The sequence below is a fragment of the Chitinophaga ginsengisoli genome (assembly GCF_003014595.1).
GTDB classification, from domain to species: domain Bacteria; phylum Bacteroidota; class Bacteroidia; order Chitinophagales; family Chitinophagaceae; genus Chitinophaga; species Chitinophaga ginsengisoli.
This window is the reverse complement of sequence record NZ_PYGK01000003.1, coordinates 557,146-572,785: the sequence shown is the minus strand read 5'-3', so window position 1 is coordinate 572,785 and position 15,640 is coordinate 557,146. Positions and strand designations below refer to the sequence as shown.

Genomic DNA, 15,640 nt, shown 5'->3' with positions numbered 1-15,640 from the left:
ACAAAATAACTGAAAACGGATACCTGAAATACGGGTATCCGTTTTCAATTGTTAGGATAACTACCTAACCATTGTGCATATGATTCAACAACTCTCTCTCAAATTGTTGCCATCCCAGGCGGCTTCCGACATCACCATTATCGGGGAGGCTGCTGCTGCTCTTGGTGTAAAGTCTTCCGCCATCACCGGCTTCCATCTGCTTAAACGCTCTATTGACGCACGTTCCAGACAGGTCTATTTCATGCTTACCCTGAAAGTATTTGTGAATGAGCCATTCCAGGAAAGAGAACGTATCATACCGATATATGATTCATTGCCGGCAGATGCGCCACAGGCAATTATCGTAGGTGCAGGCCCTGCAGGTTTGTTTGCTGCATTGCGTCTTATAGAAGCAGGTATCAGACCTATAGTACTCGAGCGTGGTAAGGATGTACGGGCAAGAAGGAGAGATCTGGCCGCATTGAATAAAACAGGTACCATTAATCCTGATTCCAACTACTGCTTTGGTGAAGGTGGTGCTGGTACTTATTCTGATGGTAAATTATATACACGCTCCAACAAGCGCGGCGACATCAACCGCATACTCAGCATCTTTGTTCATTTTGGTGCTACGGAAAAGATCCTGTATGATGCACATCCCCATATAGGTACCAATAAATTACCACATATTATTGTAGCCATGCGTGAGCAGATCATTAATAGTGGAGGTATGGTACTATTTGAACAGAAAGTAACTGATATTTTAACTAAGAATAATCAGGTAACAGGTGTACAGACTGCCGGCGGACAAACCTTCTCTGCTTCCCAGGTTATCCTGGCCACGGGCCACTCCGCAAGAGACATCTTCCGTTTGCTACATCAGAAAAATATTCTCATTGCTGCCAAACCATTTGCATTGGGTGTTCGTGTAGAACATCCGCAGGTATTAATTGATAGTGCGCAATATCATTGTCCGACGAGAAATGAGTATTTACCCCCAGCCAGCTACAGTCTTGTAGAGCAGGTAGAAGGAAGGGGCGTGTTCTCTTTCTGTATGTGTCCTGGTGGTATTATTGCGCCAGCGTCTACAGATCCGGGAGAGCTGGTGGTGAATGGATGGTCTCCTTCGAGACGTGATAACCCTTATGCTAACTCCGGAATGGTAGTTACCGTTGATGAAACAGACTTTGCACCTTTTGCAGATAAAGGCCCTTTAGCGGCGATGTATTATCAGCAGATGGTAGAGCGCGATGCTTTTACAGTCGGGGGCGGACAATTTGTAGCGCCCGCTCAACGGATGACGGATTTCGTACACAATAAAGTTTCCACAACACTACCTCCCTGCTCTTATCTGCCCGGCGCAAACAGTGCTGATCTCCGTGAAGTCCTGCCCGTTAGTGTGCACCAAAGGCTGGCGGCAGCCTTTAAAGCGTTTGGCCGTAAGATGAAGGGATATTATACTGCCGACGCTATTCTCGTAGCAACAGAATCCCGCACTTCTTCTCCCGTACGCATTCCCCGTGAAGATGATACGCTTATGCATCCTCAGGTCAGCGGCTTGTACCCTTGCGGTGAAGGCGCCGGATATGCAGGTGGTATCGTGTCTGCCGCCATGGATGGAGAACGGGTAGCAGAGCGGATTGTAGCTTTCTATCACGCATAATATCCGTTTTATCACACTTTTTTAAAAAGTGTAAAAGGGATAGCTATCATTGCTGAAAGTTTTATCCTTATGAACCAGCTAAGAAAAACAGAACTAGGTGTTGCAACAGGGCTTTTCCTGTTGATCATATTTTCTCTTTTATATAAGAGTGTTTCTTATAACGTATTTGATCTGCAACATGAGTATGGTTATAAGTTCTCCAGGTACCACCAGGTATTTGATTATTATAAACATTACCTGTTACCACTGCTTGCTCATATTACAGTTGTATACCTTGCTTTCCTGAGTGTTAACACCTGGATCATTCCTTCTTTTTTTGAAAATGGACGCTGGAAGATAGGAGTCCCCTTGTTAGTGATCACCTGCGGGGTTGTGTTCCTGACCATCATGATTGCTTACACATGGTATAACGGCTATCTGTTTGGTGTATACAAAACTGTGCGTGGTGTACATATGCATTGCGCAAAATCAGCCTTTATCATTACAATATTTTATGCCACCTTATATGCATTGTATTATGCTGTCAGGTATTTATACTTTCAACAACTACATCCAAAGATTGTTAAGAAACCATGGTTCAACCAGGTGATCGTGGAACTGATCACTATGTTGCTCGTGCTGGCAGCCATCACCCTGATATTACCAGGGAGAAGAACGCTTGAAAAAGCGGCTTTCATGTTGTTTGTTGGTTTGTACTTCGGAGGCACCTACCTCATATTACAGTATCGCCTGCTGCCCCGTTACCGCCTGCATCAGAGCATGCGTATATTGATCAGAGATACAGCATTCGCCTGCCTGACAGTTTTAGTATTGCTCCCGCTATTCTGGATCATGGATCACCATGTTGAACCAGGGATACTACTGGCATTTTGCTTTGCTTTATATGCGGGCGCGCTGTTTTTGGTGTTTCCGTTATCACTATGGATCTTCAGCATGCGGCAGTCACGTAACAATACTATCCTCGGACTACGTAAGGCGCTGGATAAGTCTGAAACAGGACTGGACTTTTTACGCTGGCAGATCAATCCACATTTTCTTTTTAATGCATTGAATACTTTATATGGTACTGCGTTGATGGAGAAAGCATCTTCTACCAGTGAAGGCATTCAGAAACTGGGCGACATGATGCGTTTCATGTTGCATGATAATTTGCTGGAACGTATATCTCTCACCAAGGAAATAGCTTACCTGGAAAACTATATTGCACTGCAACGTCTGCGTGTACAGGGTACATCGGATATACAGATCGAAGTCAATATAAATGATACCCATTGCGATCATGAAATTGCACCGATGCTGCTGATCCCTTTTGTAGAGAATGCATTTAAACATGGTATCAGTCTGCGTAGCAGATCGCGTATTACCATATCGTTATCCTGCAAGCCGGACAAGATCTATTTTGATGTTTATAATACTGTTCACGCTAACAGGGCCGTTGAAGTAGAAAAGGATAGTATGGGTATCGGATTGCATAATGTACAGCAGCGCCTGGCATTGTTGTATCCCGACAAACATGAGTTAAACATCCGCGAAACAGCAACAGAATATTTTGTACATCTCACCATTGAAATAGTATGAAGTTAACTGCAATTGCCATAGATGATGAACAGGTGGCATTGTCCGTGATACGTACACATGCTGCGGAAGTCCCTTTCCTGGAGATCAAAGAATATTTCACTGATCCGTTCAAAGCACTGGAATATCTGCAACGGGAAAAAGTAGACCTGTTGTTCCTCGACATACGTATGCCCGACGTCTCCGGCCTGGAACTGATGGCCGCTTTACCCGGTGGACCAATGGTCATATTTACCACCGCCTATTCTGAACATGCTGTACAGAGCTTTGAGCTCGATGCATTGGACTATCTGCTGAAACCATTTTCTTTTGAGCGTTTCCTCAAAGCATGCAACAAAGCAAAGGGATTGCAGGAACTGATACAACAACGTCAGAAATCAGATGTGCCTGCTCATATCATGGTCAAAAGCGGTTATGAACAATACAAGGTGCCGTTTGATGACATCCTGTACCTGGAAAGCGCCGGCAATTATATCAGTTTCGTTTTGAAAGATAAACGCATTCTTTCCCGCCTGTCTATGCAGGAAGCCCTGGCGCTTCTGCCGCCTGATAAGTTTACCCGTGTACACCGGTCGTTCATTGTAGCCAACAACAAAATTGAAAAAGCAGACAGGAACTGTCTGTACATCGGCCAGGTGCCTGTCAGCATCGGCGCAGCCTACGCACACGCAGCAGAGAGCATATTGAGGTAATTTCCTTTCTCTCATATTATTTTTTTACATTTATTCTATGAACCTCATAGAAATAAAACATCTGCGTAAGTACTACGCCACTCACAAGGCGGTAGACGACATCAGTTTTGTTATTCCCAAGGGTAGCATATTCGGATTACTGGGGCCTAACGGCGCTGGTAAGACCACATTGCTGCGTATGATCACCGGTATCTTCTATCCTGATCAGGGGGAAATATTGTTCAACGGTCGTCCATTCGATCCCCGCACAGATATCCATTCCATCGGTTATATGCCGGAAGAAAGAGGTCTGTACAAGAAAATGAAAGTAGGAGAGCAGGCTTTATACCTGGCACAGCTGAAAGGCATGTCAGAAAAGAATGCGAAAGACAAGATCAAATATTGGTTCGATAAATTTGAGATTAACAGCTGGTATAACAAAAAGGTGGAAGAACTGAGTAAAGGGATGCAGCAAAAGGTGCAGTTCATTTCTACTATTATGCATAGTCCGGAACTGCTGATCCTCGATGAACCATTTTCTGGTCTTGATCCTATCAACGCCAATCTTATCAAGCAGGAAATATTTGACCTCAGCCGGACAGGTACCACCATCATTTTTTCCACCCACAGAATGGAACAGGTAGAAGAGATCTGTGACCGTATCGTATTAGTGAACCAGGGTAAGAAGCTGCTGGACGGCGAAGTGAAACAGATCAAGCAGGACTTCAAACAACACCTGTTCCGCATTGGTGTAGGTGTCATGCCGAACTTCGCGCAGATGGCTACCTATCATTTCTCCATCATCAAACAGGAGGGGCTTGCTTATACTGTAAAACTCAGTGAAGGCAGTGCAACCAATGATATTCTGATGCATTTCATCAGGCAGGACATACCGGTTACTTATTTCCAGGAAATACTACCTTCTATCAATGAGGTATTTATTCAGCAGGTCACTTCCATGACGAATGCTGCGGTTGAAACTTCCAGTGAAGGTCAGCCAGCTTATTCCTGATCTTTCCCGAACCTTGACTAAAATTCGTTATTTCTAACCCGTCATTCCTGAATGCTATGAACAAAATCTGGCTCATTATAAAGAGAGAATTCATGACCCGCGTAAGAAAGCGCTCCTTCCTGGTAGTAACACTACTGGTGCCGCTGTTCTTTGCTGCGATGGTGGTGATCCCTATCCTGATTGCAACAAATTCAAAAGAAGAGAAACGTATTGCCGTGATAGATGACAGTCATCTTTTCATGAACCGTTTCCCCGACGATAAAGGCGTATATTATAAATACCTGCTCAATACCGGCGTAGACTCCTTCCAGCACAAATACGCTGACTATGGTTATTCCGGACTGCTGTACATTCCAGAACTGGACATCGACCGTCCATCCGGCATCACTTACTACAGCAATGCTCAGCCAGGTCTTGCCGTTGAAGGTCGTCTTACACGTCGTGTGAACGATCTGATTGAAGAAGAACGACTGAAGAAAAAGAACATAGACGCCAGCGAACTAAAGGCCGTGAAATCGGATATCAGCATTGATTTCAAAACAGGAGAGGAGGGCAAAAAAGGCAGCTCCGCAGTGGCTTACGGTGTCGGATATGCCAGTGGGTTTATTATCTACATTATCCTGATGTTCTTTGGTATGTCAGTAATGCGTGGTGTGATGGAGGAGAAGGTCAGCCGTATCGCAGAGGTGATGATCTCCAGTGTGAAACCTTTCCAGCTGATGATGGGTAAGATCGTTGGTATTGCAGCTGTTGGATTGTTACAGTTCCTGATATGGGTAGTGTTGATCATCTGTGTACAATTAGTATTGCCATTTTTCCTTTCCGGTGATACTGTCAGTGCTATGAGTGAAGGTGGCGCCATGATGCAGAGCAGCAGCAGTGCAGCTGCCATGGAGGCAATGGAGAAGATACAGTTCGTGGTAGGAAGCATCAACTGGACAGTGGTGATCAGCTGTTTTATATTTTACTTCCTCGGGGGATACCTGTTCTATTCCGCTTTATTTGCTGCTGTAGGCAGTCTTGTAAATGAAGATCCCACAGATGCACAGGCATTGACGTTCCCTATTACCTTACCTATCATTATTGGTATTATGGTGATGATCTCCTCGGTACAAAATCCGACAGGGCCACTGGCATTCTGGGGCAGTATCATTCCGTTTACATCACCCATGGTGATGATGGCACGCATCCCTTATGGCGTACCAGGCACCGTGCCTTACTGGCAGCTGGGATTGTCAATTGGCTTGCTGATAGCAGGGTTCCTGTTCACGACGTGGATGGCGGGTAAGATATACCGCACAGGTATATTGATGTATGGTAAGAAGATTACGTGGAAAGAGGCGATTAAGTGGATTGGGAGGAAGGCGTAGCGTCTTGCTGACACAGCTTCTTTCTCGTTACATTAAACTCATCCCATATTTCTTTAACGATATCTCCGGCAGGTTTAAGTGTATGTATCAATGCACTTACCTGCCCGATTTCGAGTTCCCCTTCTTCGAGGTTGCCTTCAAACATGCCAGCCTTTGCACGCGCACGTCCCAGCAGTGCTTTTAATACTTCCTGATCAGCGCCTTTATCTTCAGCTTCTTTCACTGCTTCAAAAAAGTTGTTCTTCAGTAACCTTACAGGAGTGAGTTTTTTCATGGCGACCATAGTGTCTCCTTCTTTGGCATCCAGTATAGCCTGTTTAAATTGAGGATGAGAGGATGCTTCCGGAGAGGCAACAAACCTGCTACCTACCTGCACGCCTTCTGCTCCCAATGCGAATGCCGCTGTCATGGCCTTGCCGGATCCAATACCGCCAGCTGCAATAACAGGTATGTGTACCTTTTCGCATACTGCAGGGATCAACACCAATGTTGTCGTTTCTTCGCGGCCGTTATGTCCGCCGGCTTCAAAGCCTTCTGCTACTACGGCATCAACTCCGGCAGCCTCACTTTTAGCAGCAAACAAGGCACTGGATACAACATGTACGACGGTAATACCAGCTGCTTTCAGTGTGGATGTCCAGGTTTTAGGGTTCCCGGCGGATGTGAATACCACGGGTACCCGTTCTTCTATAACGATATCGATCAGTTTATTAATGTCAGGATACAACAGCGGGATATTGACACCAAATGGTTGTGTTGTTGCCTGTTTACATTTCTGAATGTGCTGCCTTAACGTGTCAGGGTACATGCTACCTGCTCCCAGCAGGCCCAATCCGCCGGCATTGCTCACTGCACTGGCTAATCGCCAGCCGCTGGCCCAGATCATACCGGCCTGGATAATTGGATATTGTATGTGGAATAATTGGGTGACGCGGTTCATGGGAGTGAAAATAGGATGTTTCAATGAAATGGAACAAATGTTAGTGACTGTATTTTAGGGAATATACCAATAACGTCATTAACAAGACATAATAGGACTCCGGTAGGAGTCCTAGTTGTTTGTAGCGGGGGGTGAAACCCCGGGGCCCGTTGTTTGTAGCGCGGGGCAACAACCCCCGGAACACCAAACGTCATTAACAAAACATAATAGGACTCCGGTAGGAGTTCCACTGTTTGTAGCGCGGGGTGAAACCCCGGGAACCCGTTGTTTGTAGCGCGGGGTTTTTAACGCCGGGATTCGTGTTTGTAACACGGAACGCAACCCGGAGCCCATATTGATAACGCGGAGCACACCCAGCTCCGCAGATATAACCATTACCCATCAATAGATTCAAATATGAATCTAGGTTCAAACGGCACTTCAAACTTTTCCAGGAACTCGCGATATTCTTCCTGAAATGTAACCTTCCTATGATGATCTTCCTGGTTTAAAATGTATTTAACGACATTGTCAATATGAGAATGAGAATATGAGAATACGCCGAACCCCTCTTGCCAGTTAAATTTGCCTCTAACCCACTTTTTCGCATTAATAAAAACGTTGGTCTTTGATTTAATATCTTTTACAAAATTCGAAATATGAATATCAGGTCTGAAGCCTACAAATAAATGTAGATGGTCCGGCATACAGTGTACGGCCAGCATCTTAGCATTCCTGGCATGCACTAGTGACGTGATGTATTTGTGTAATTCTTCTTTGTGTTTGCGGTTGATTAGATTCCCCCTGTGCTTTACCGCAAATACGAAATGTAAATAGATTTGTGAATATGTATTAGCCATAAATGGTTGGTTAAGCAAACAGTATTTGAGTTTGTCAGGATATAAATGTATTAATATAAACAGGGACGTATATACGTGTAATAAAAATGAACAAAATGAATATGGCATGTGGGCAAACGGATTGTGACCTTCGGGGAAACGCACGTGTTCCCGGGGGCACCCCATTCCGTTTCCCCGGGGTTTCACCCCGCGCTACAAACAATGGGACTCCTAGCGGAGTCCTATTATGTTTTGTTAATGGCGTTTGATTCCCGGGGTTTCACCCCATTCCGTCTCCCCGGGGTTTCACCCCGCGCTACAAACAATGGGACTCCTAGCGGAGTCCTATTATGTTTTGTTAATGGCGTTTGGTATTCCCGGGGTTTCACCCCATTCCGTTTCCCCGGGGTTTCACCCCGCGCTACAAACAATGGGACTCCTGGCGGAGTCCTATTATGTTTTGTTAATGGCGTTTGGTATTCCCGGGGTTTCCCCCCATTCCGTCTCCCCGGGGTTTCACCCCGCGCTACAAACAATGGGACTCCTAGCGGAGTCCTATTTGTGTTATGTTGAAATTTACCCCAAATCTATCTCCGTATTATCCCCGATATTCAAGCTCTGGCTTAATCCGCGGATATTCGCATCACTGCCGATCAACGACGACTTTAACACTACCTCATACAAATTACTGAAAGAGCCAATGATGGAATCCTTCACGATTGAATAGTTAATAACGGTATTATCACCGATCGCCACATTAGGGCCGATGATAGAGTTCTTGATATTACAGCCTTCTGCAATACTCACCGGAGGGATAATGATCGTATTCTCATAAGGATGCCCCTGATTGCCATGCATTTTATCCTTACTCAGGAGAATGGCATTTGTCTCCAGCAGGGTTTCCTTGCGGCCGCAGTCGAACCAGTTGCTTACCTTGAAGGTCTTGAAAGTGACGCCGTGTTCTATCATGCATTGCAGCGCATCCGTCAGTTGGAATTCGTCATGCGACTTCTTCTGGTTGAGTATATTCTGTTCCAGACAATCGTATAGTTGTGCAGTCTCCTTTATTTTATACACCCCTACGAGAGCGAGGTTGGACTTAGGGATCTGTGGTTTTTCCACTACCCGGATAATGTTGTTATCCTCATTCAATTCTGCCACACCAAAATTGCGTGGATCATCCACTTTTTTCAGGCCGAGCATAGATACCGGTGCGGCAATCAGTTCCTGGAAGTTGCCTTCACAGATCGTGTCTCCTAATACGATCAGGATCTCATCGTCCTGTACTACCTGTCTGGTTAGCAGGATGGCGTGTCCGGTACCTTCACGGCTGTTCTGTTGTACGAAGTGACAGGTCAGGTGCGGGTATTTCTTTTGAACATAGTGCTGGATCTTTTCCCCCAGGTATCCGATGACAAACACAAATTCAGTAATACCAGCTTCTGCCAACTGATCGATGATAATGCTTAGTATAGTTCTGCCCGCAAGGGGAATTAATGCTTTCGGCTGTGTATATGTATGAGGACGTAGCTTGGTGCCAGCACCGGCTACAGGTATAATGGCCTTCATGTACGCAGGTTAGTTTAAATGATCCGTCTCGTCTCGTTCTTCTCGTATCGAGGGCGTGAAGGTAGAACAAAAAATGAAAATAGTCCATAGGGTTGACAGAACTGCTCAGCAGGACCTTGAATTATCGTCTATGGACTATAGACTTTTATAGTATTTATAACTATGGTAATGTGTTTTTGTAGCGAAAAAATCTAGCTACTATCCTTTATTCACTATGCACTATTCGCAAATTCGATTACCTTTGCAGCAAATTTTCAAAGTATATACAATGCAAAGAGATCTGCAAATATTTAATATCATCGGCCAGGAGCTGGAACGCCAGCGTCATGGCATTGAATTGATTGCATCGGAAAACTTTACCAGCCTGCAGGTAATACAGGCAATGGGTACCGTGCTGACCAACAAATATGCGGAAGGCTATCCAGGTCGTAGATATTATGGTGGCTGTGAAATCGTGGACCAGAGCGAACAACTGGCGATTGACAGGGCTAAGCAGATCTTTAATGCAGCATACGCAAACGTACAGCCGCACTCCGGCGCTCAGGCAAATGCCGCAGTAATGCTGGCTATCCTGAAACCAGGTGATAAGATCCTGGGACTGGACCTGAGCATGGGCGGTCACCTGACCCACGGCTCTCCGGTAAACTACTCAGGTAAGTTGTACCAGGCGTTCTCTTATGGCGTAAACAGGGAAACCGGCCTGATAGAGTATGACAAAATGGAAGAAATCGCGCTGAAAGAGAAACCTCAACTGATTGTATGTGGTGCTTCTGCTTACAGCCGTGACTGGGATTACAAACGTATCCGCCAGATCGCTGACCAGGTAGGTGCTTTTGTAATGGCAGATATCGCGCATCCTGCAGGTATGATCGCTAAAGGATTGCTGAACTCTCCATTCGAACATTGTCATTTTGTAACCACTACCACTCACAAAACATTGCGTGGTCCTCGTGGTGGTATGATCCTGATGGGTAAAGACTTTGAAAATCCGTTCGGTCTGAAAACACCAAAAGGTGAGATCCGCATGATGAGCTCACTGATCGATACTGCCGTATTCCCTGGTATCCAGGGTGGTCCGCTGGAGCACGTAATTGCTGCAAAAGCAGTTTCCTTCTTCGAGATCCTGACAGACGAATACGATGCATACGCAAAACAGATGGTTAGAAATGCCCAGGCAATGTCCAAAGCATTCGTTGAGAAAGGTTATCAGATCGTATCCGGCGGTACTGACAACCACCTGATGCTGATCGATCTGCGTAATAAGAACATCTCGGGTAAAAAGGCAGAGCAGGTACTGGTAAAAGCAGATATCACTGTGAATAAGAACATGGTACCTTTCGACGATAAATCTGCATTCGTTACTTCCGGTATCCGTATTGGTGTACCAGCTATCACCACCCGTGGTATGAAAGAAGAGCATATGCAGCAGGTAGTATCCTGGATCGATGAGCTGCTGATGGACGCTGATAATGAAGCGCTTATCACGAAGGTGAGAGGTTCAGTGAACGACTTTATGAAACAGTTCGTACTGTACCCTGAATTGTAAGCTAATCAGAAACGATGATAAAAAAGAAGGGCCTCACGATCTGTGAGGCCCTTCTTTTTTATTGTATACTCCGTGTAATATCTAATTCTTCACCTTCATTGATGGACTTCGCAAAGTTCCGGATGTCTTCATTCCGGATCTTTTTAAACCCGACGACTGACTTTCCCATCTTCGGAATAAGTGAAAACCCCCAGGCCTGGAACATCTCATCGCTGATATCCGAATGACAGAGCGGCATCCCGTTCACCGGATCGAAAACTACAGGCACATGTACCTCCATACTGGGTGTATTACGGTCGAAGGTGGAGAATACACCTGCCGGCACATAAGCAACAACAGTGCTGTCATAAGTATCCTTCCGGATCAGGCTTTCCAGCTCTTCCTGGTTCACATAGCGGATGGGGTAGGGGTAATCCCGTTTGGCAGTATTGGCTTCAAAGGCTTCATCCAACCATTCCCTGCACAGCACCAGGGTCTTACCTTTCATCAGTACTGCATTATGTTTGATCTCTTTCTGCAGCATAATGGAAGATTTACCATCCAGCTGTTCATTGAATACGAAAGTGGCCAGGCGCAGACCTACCGCCAGATCAACAAAATCCGGGAACCTGTCAGACATGTTCTGTATGTAAAAAGGATATTGAGAGTCATTCTCAATAAAGGTCATATTAATGACCGGAATGCTGAGGTCTTTACTATCCTTCTCCCATACCAGTGCACTGGTATAAGTACGCGCATATTTGGCGTAACGGCTTTTGAAGCCGGGTTTGACATGCAGGGACTGACAATCCATCACGATGCTGGTCCTGTCATTCTTCTTGCGGATCTTTTCAATTTCTTTTTCTGTTCGCACTTCAATTGTAGCGCCACTGTTCACTGTCCAGAATTGCCTGACTGCTTCCGGGAAGTCCTGGTTTAATTGTTTGATAGCCTGCTTATAAGCATTTGCCATTTCAGAGGAACTACGGGCGAGTTGCTTTAAGATCTTCTTATCAGGTTTTTCTTTCACCACAAGGATCCTGGTCCTTTTTTTCATCTTCTCGAGGTCTTTCGTCTTTACGAACTGCGCGGATGCCGTAATCGCTGAAAATAAAAGGCTTAAACAAAGCAAGGCTGCTATAGGGCCTTTCATAGGAGTTATATTTTAGTTTAAACCACAAGCAAATATAACCTATTAAAAAGTTCTAATGTGTAGAAATGCTTCTACAGAGAAAAGTTGTTGAAAATTAAACATTAAGAGCGAAATGAGCGCCCAATTGAGGTGTGCTCCGGGGGCGGAACGAACGCTGCGTTGATTGTAAATATGTGTTGTTAATTGTTGGGAATGATGAATTGTTGTATTTCCCGGGGCGGGGAAACGCATGCATGCCCGGCGGGGCAACCCGGTTACAAACCATGAATTTCCCGGGGTTACACCCCGGGCTACAAACAAAGGGACTCCTAACGGAGTCCTATTATGTTTTGTTGATTGCGTTTAATTTCCCGGGGGGGGGCCTGGTAAAACGGAATCCCCTCCCGGAAAATTATTTTTGGAATTATACAAAAAAGCTTCCTACATTTACAGTGTACTAGATAAGTGGTACACTAAATCACTAAGCTATGATATCTATCCAGAATCTCTCATTCAGTTATCGGAAGAACAAACCCCTCTTCGAGAATCTGAACCTGCAACTGGAAGCTGGTCACATCTACGGTTTACTGGGAAAGAACGGAGCCGGTAAATCCAGCCTGCTGAAACATATTGCCGGTTTATTATTTCCGCAACAAGGCCATTGTAAGGTGATGGACTTTGAATCCCGCTACCGCCAGCCTGCTTTTTTGCAGAACCTGTTTATGGTCCCTGAAGAATTTTACCTGCCACAGGTACACATCAAAGGATACCTTAATACCTATGCGCCATTCTATCCCAACTTCGACCGTAAAGCCTTTCATAACTATATGGAAGAATTTCACATCCCTGTAGATCAGCGATTGACTGAAATGTCGTACGGACAAAAGAAGAAGGTGCTGATCAGCTTTGCCCTGGCCGCCAATACGAAAGCGCTGATACTGGATGAACCTACCAATGGATTGGATATCCCCTCCAAAAGCCAGTTCCGTAAAGTGATCGCCGCTGCTGTAAGCGATGATAAATGCATCGTGATATCCACCCACCAGGTGCGTGACCTGGATAACCTGATCGATAATATTGTGATCATCGACGATCATAAGATCATCTTCCGTCAGAATGTGGAAGCTGTTACCGACAGGCTCTGTTTTAAGAACGTGGTGAGTATGGCTGATGCACAGAATGTACTGTTCTCAGATAGTTCTATCCGCGGGCATGCTATTATCACTCCAAATGAAGGTGCAGAGCACAGTCGCATCGATATGGAACTGCTGTTCAATGCTGTGCTTGAAAAACGTGAAAGCATCTCTCAAATCTTTAACTAACCACTGTCATTCCTTATGCAAACAAATAATGTTTTTAGCGCAGGCCGCTTTGGCCTCTATATCAGAAAGCACCTGGTAGATAATTACCGCATCTACGGTATGTCTGTAATCGTTCTGGCTGTGTTGTTGTTAATTATGCTACTGCTTAATTTGTCTGATAATTTCAGGATAGATTCCGATATGAGCAGATTGGTACCATTATATTTCATTGGTATGTTCATGACTGGGCTCATCTTCACAAGCCTCTCCTTCAGTGAGCTAGGCAATAAACCACATGGAATAGACTACCTGTTATTGCCTGCTTCACAGCTGGAGAAATATCTCAGTACATTACTGGTGACCACAATAGGATTCCAGCTGATCTATCACTTTGCATTTTATCTGGCCTATCTCGGCATAGATGCAATACTTATATGGCATAATGGTCAGCATTTGAAAAATGATCTTCATCTCGCGTTCGATGAGACACCTATGGTATATTTCTATCACATTTGGTTTTTCGCACAGGCTGTGATGTTGCTGGGAGCGATCTATTTTCAGAAGTATAGCCTTATCAAAACGGTATTCCTGTTTGCTGTATTTATCCTGTCGTTATACTTTCTGAATACTCTCTTCTCTTATGCCTTCTTTGGCAGCCGTATATCACGCTGGGATGCTCATTTCCCTTTTGTAGGCATCAACGTAATACTGGGTGAAAATCCTTCAGAACACGTTCCCCGAACCGATAAATTTCTGATGTTGCCGGCAAATGTGAGAGACGGACTTTTGTTCTCCGCTAAATACCTCGTTGCTCCCATGCTCTGGACATTAGGATATATGCGGCTAAGAGATAAAGAGATGTAATTAAGGCTATGCCTGTTTAAAAAATTGTTTATGGAATTCAAAGAATCGCAAGCGATATATCTCCAGATCGCAGATCATATGTGTGAGCAGATATTGCTGGATAAGTGGAAGACGGAGGATAGAATTCCTTCTGTGCGGGAACTGGCAGTGCAGCTTGAAGTGAACCCCAATACGGTGATGCGTACCTGCGAATATTTACAGCAATACGAGATCATCTATAACAAAAGAGGAATCGGCTACTTTGTTGCTCCCAATGCAGGAAAGAAAATAAAGCAACTGAAGAAAGAACGTTTCCTGGCCAATGAACTGCCACAATTCTTCCGCAATATCTATTTACTGGATATAGAACTGGATGAATTAAAAACACACTACGAGAAATATAAGAAATCTCATTTCAGATAATTTATTTAAAAAGACATTTATGAAGACCAGTAATAAATTATTACTCTCTTTCGTGGGACTGATCGTGTTGCTGATGTTGCTCTCTGATACAGTGATGTGGGCTAACTATAAAAGAGGCAGAAGCGGAGATGGCCTGCTTACTGACGATAATAATAATAGCAGAGAAAGGATCATTCCTGTCGGTGCATACAAAGTACTGAAGATAGAGGGAGCGACACGCGACCGTCTGACTGTTGACCGGAGTGAAAAATACCAGATTAAATTTTGGGGAGTCAAGGACCAGCAGCTCAATTACTCGACTCGAAATGATACAATGTTTGTCAAATTGAGAGGTGAAAATCCATTTGTGTTGCAATGCCCGGCGTTGCAAGCGGTGATCTTGTCTGAAGGAACCGGCATCTCCCTGCGCGATTTTGACCTGCCTGCGCTGAACATACAGGCAGCTAAATCCTGTGATATTGAACTGATCGATGTGAAGGTAAATGTACTGGATGTAAACGGAGGCGAAGAGAACGAATTCACGGCAATGGGTAACAAAAGCAGGGTTGATTCCATTCACCTGCAATTGGGGAAATCCAGTGTGTTAAAGTCCTTCGAGGTGCCTTATGGTCATGTGTCAATGGCCGTAGACAATTTGCGGGAGCTGCAATTGACTGGTGAGTCATTGACCAGCATGAAACAGATCAGGTAAAACTTTTTTTATAACGAAAGACAAAAAGGCTATGTTGATAGAGGCCCGCTTTCTAGTGGGCCTCTTTTAGTTAAATATTTAAATGAAAGCAATCACTTACTAAAGAAAAAGGCCAGGATCTGCATCCC

The 15,640-nt window shown here is 44.8% G+C and carries 14 protein-coding genes; 10 read left to right on the top strand and 4 right to left on the bottom strand.

Annotated elements, in window-relative coordinates:
* The first annotated feature begins 79 nt into the window (after nt 1-79).
* The 5 genes from CLV42_RS10255 to CLV42_RS10235 all read left to right on the top strand — a co-directional run bounded on the left by CLV42_RS10255 (nt 80) and on the right by CLV42_RS10235 (nt 6,270).
* Nucleotides 80-1,642 carry an NAD(P)/FAD-dependent oxidoreductase gene (locus CLV42_RS10255; protein WP_106601810.1) on the top strand — a complete coding sequence of 521 codons (1,563 nt, stop codon included), beginning with the start codon at nt 80-82 and terminating at the stop codon, nt 1,640-1,642.
* A 69-nt stretch (nt 1,643-1,711) separates the two neighbouring features.
* Entirely contained in the window at nt 1,712-3,220 is a 1,509-nt protein-coding gene (locus tag CLV42_RS10250; protein ID WP_106601809.1) for a sensor histidine kinase, read from the top strand.
* Nucleotides 3,217-3,909, top strand: a complete 693-nt coding sequence (locus CLV42_RS10245; protein WP_106601808.1) for a LytR/AlgR family response regulator transcription factor — start codon at nt 3,217-3,219, stop codon at nt 3,907-3,909. The genes CLV42_RS10250 and CLV42_RS10245 overlap by 4 nt, the downstream gene beginning before the upstream one ends.
* A 37-nt stretch (nt 3,910-3,946) precedes the next feature.
* Nucleotides 3,947-4,900: an ABC transporter ATP-binding protein gene (locus CLV42_RS10240; RefSeq protein ID WP_106601807.1), complete on the top strand. Its 954-nt coding sequence runs from the start codon at nt 3,947-3,949 to the stop codon at nt 4,898-4,900.
* Nucleotides 4,901-4,956: 56 nt separating this feature from the next.
* A complete protein-coding gene (locus CLV42_RS10235) occupies nt 4,957-6,270 on the top strand; it encodes an ABC transporter permease (protein ID WP_106601806.1) in 1,314 nt (437 codons plus the stop codon).
* Here the strand turns inward: CLV42_RS10235 and CLV42_RS10230 are convergent.
* The 3 genes from CLV42_RS10230 to CLV42_RS10220 all read right to left on the bottom strand — a co-directional run bounded on the left by CLV42_RS10230 (nt 6,245) and on the right by CLV42_RS10220 (nt 9,597).
* Nucleotides 6,245-7,210 carry an NAD(P)H-dependent flavin oxidoreductase gene (locus CLV42_RS10230; RefSeq protein ID WP_106601805.1) on the bottom strand — a complete coding sequence of 322 codons (966 nt, stop codon included), beginning with the start codon at nt 7,208-7,210 and terminating at the stop codon, nt 6,245-6,247. The two genes, CLV42_RS10235 and CLV42_RS10230, sit on opposite strands and share 26 nt — an antisense overlap.
* 374 nt (nt 7,211-7,584) lie before the next feature.
* Nucleotides 7,585-8,049 (bottom strand): IS200/IS605 family transposase, encoded by a 465-nt coding sequence (gene tnpA / locus CLV42_RS10225; protein ID WP_106601804.1) that lies wholly within the window; start codon nt 8,047-8,049, stop codon nt 7,585-7,587.
* A 555-nt stretch (nt 8,050-8,604) separates the two neighbouring features.
* A complete protein-coding gene (locus CLV42_RS10220; RefSeq protein WP_106601803.1) occupies nt 8,605-9,597 on the bottom strand; it encodes a sugar phosphate nucleotidyltransferase in 993 nt (330 codons plus the stop codon).
* 268 nt (nt 9,598-9,865) lie between these two features.
* Between CLV42_RS10220 and CLV42_RS10215 the strand changes: the two genes are divergently transcribed.
* Nucleotides 9,866-11,143 (top strand): serine hydroxymethyltransferase, encoded by a 1,278-nt coding sequence (locus CLV42_RS10215; protein WP_106601802.1) that lies wholly within the window; start codon nt 9,866-9,868, stop codon nt 11,141-11,143.
* A gap of 58 nt (nt 11,144-11,201) precedes the next feature.
* Here CLV42_RS10215 and CLV42_RS10210 read toward each other — a convergent pair whose 3' ends face one another.
* Nucleotides 11,202-12,275, bottom strand: a complete 1,074-nt coding sequence (locus CLV42_RS10210) for a hypothetical protein (protein WP_106601801.1) — start codon at nt 12,273-12,275, stop codon at nt 11,202-11,204.
* A 467-nt stretch (nt 12,276-12,742) separates the two neighbouring features.
* On the opposite strand from CLV42_RS10210, the gene CLV42_RS10205 reads away from it, so the two are divergent.
* From CLV42_RS10205 to CLV42_RS10190, 4 genes are read left to right on the top strand one after another with little or no spacing between them, the layout of a single operon-like run.
* Nucleotides 12,743-13,576, top strand: coding sequence for an ABC transporter ATP-binding protein (locus CLV42_RS10205; RefSeq protein WP_106601800.1), 834 nt, complete (start codon nt 12,743-12,745; stop codon nt 13,574-13,576).
* Nucleotides 13,577-13,591: 15 nt separating this feature from the next.
* Nucleotides 13,592-14,419: a hypothetical protein gene (locus CLV42_RS10200; RefSeq protein ID WP_106601799.1), complete on the top strand. Its 828-nt coding sequence runs from the start codon at nt 13,592-13,594 to the stop codon at nt 14,417-14,419.
* A gap of 30 nt (nt 14,420-14,449) precedes the next feature.
* Nucleotides 14,450-14,821 (top strand): GntR family transcriptional regulator, encoded by a 372-nt coding sequence (locus tag CLV42_RS10195; protein ID WP_106601798.1) that lies wholly within the window; start codon nt 14,450-14,452, stop codon nt 14,819-14,821.
* Nucleotides 14,822-14,840: 19 nt separating this feature from the next.
* A complete protein-coding gene (locus tag CLV42_RS10190) occupies nt 14,841-15,512 on the top strand; it encodes a hypothetical protein (RefSeq protein WP_106601797.1) in 672 nt (223 codons plus the stop codon).
* Nucleotides 15,513-15,640 lie beyond the last annotated feature (128 nt).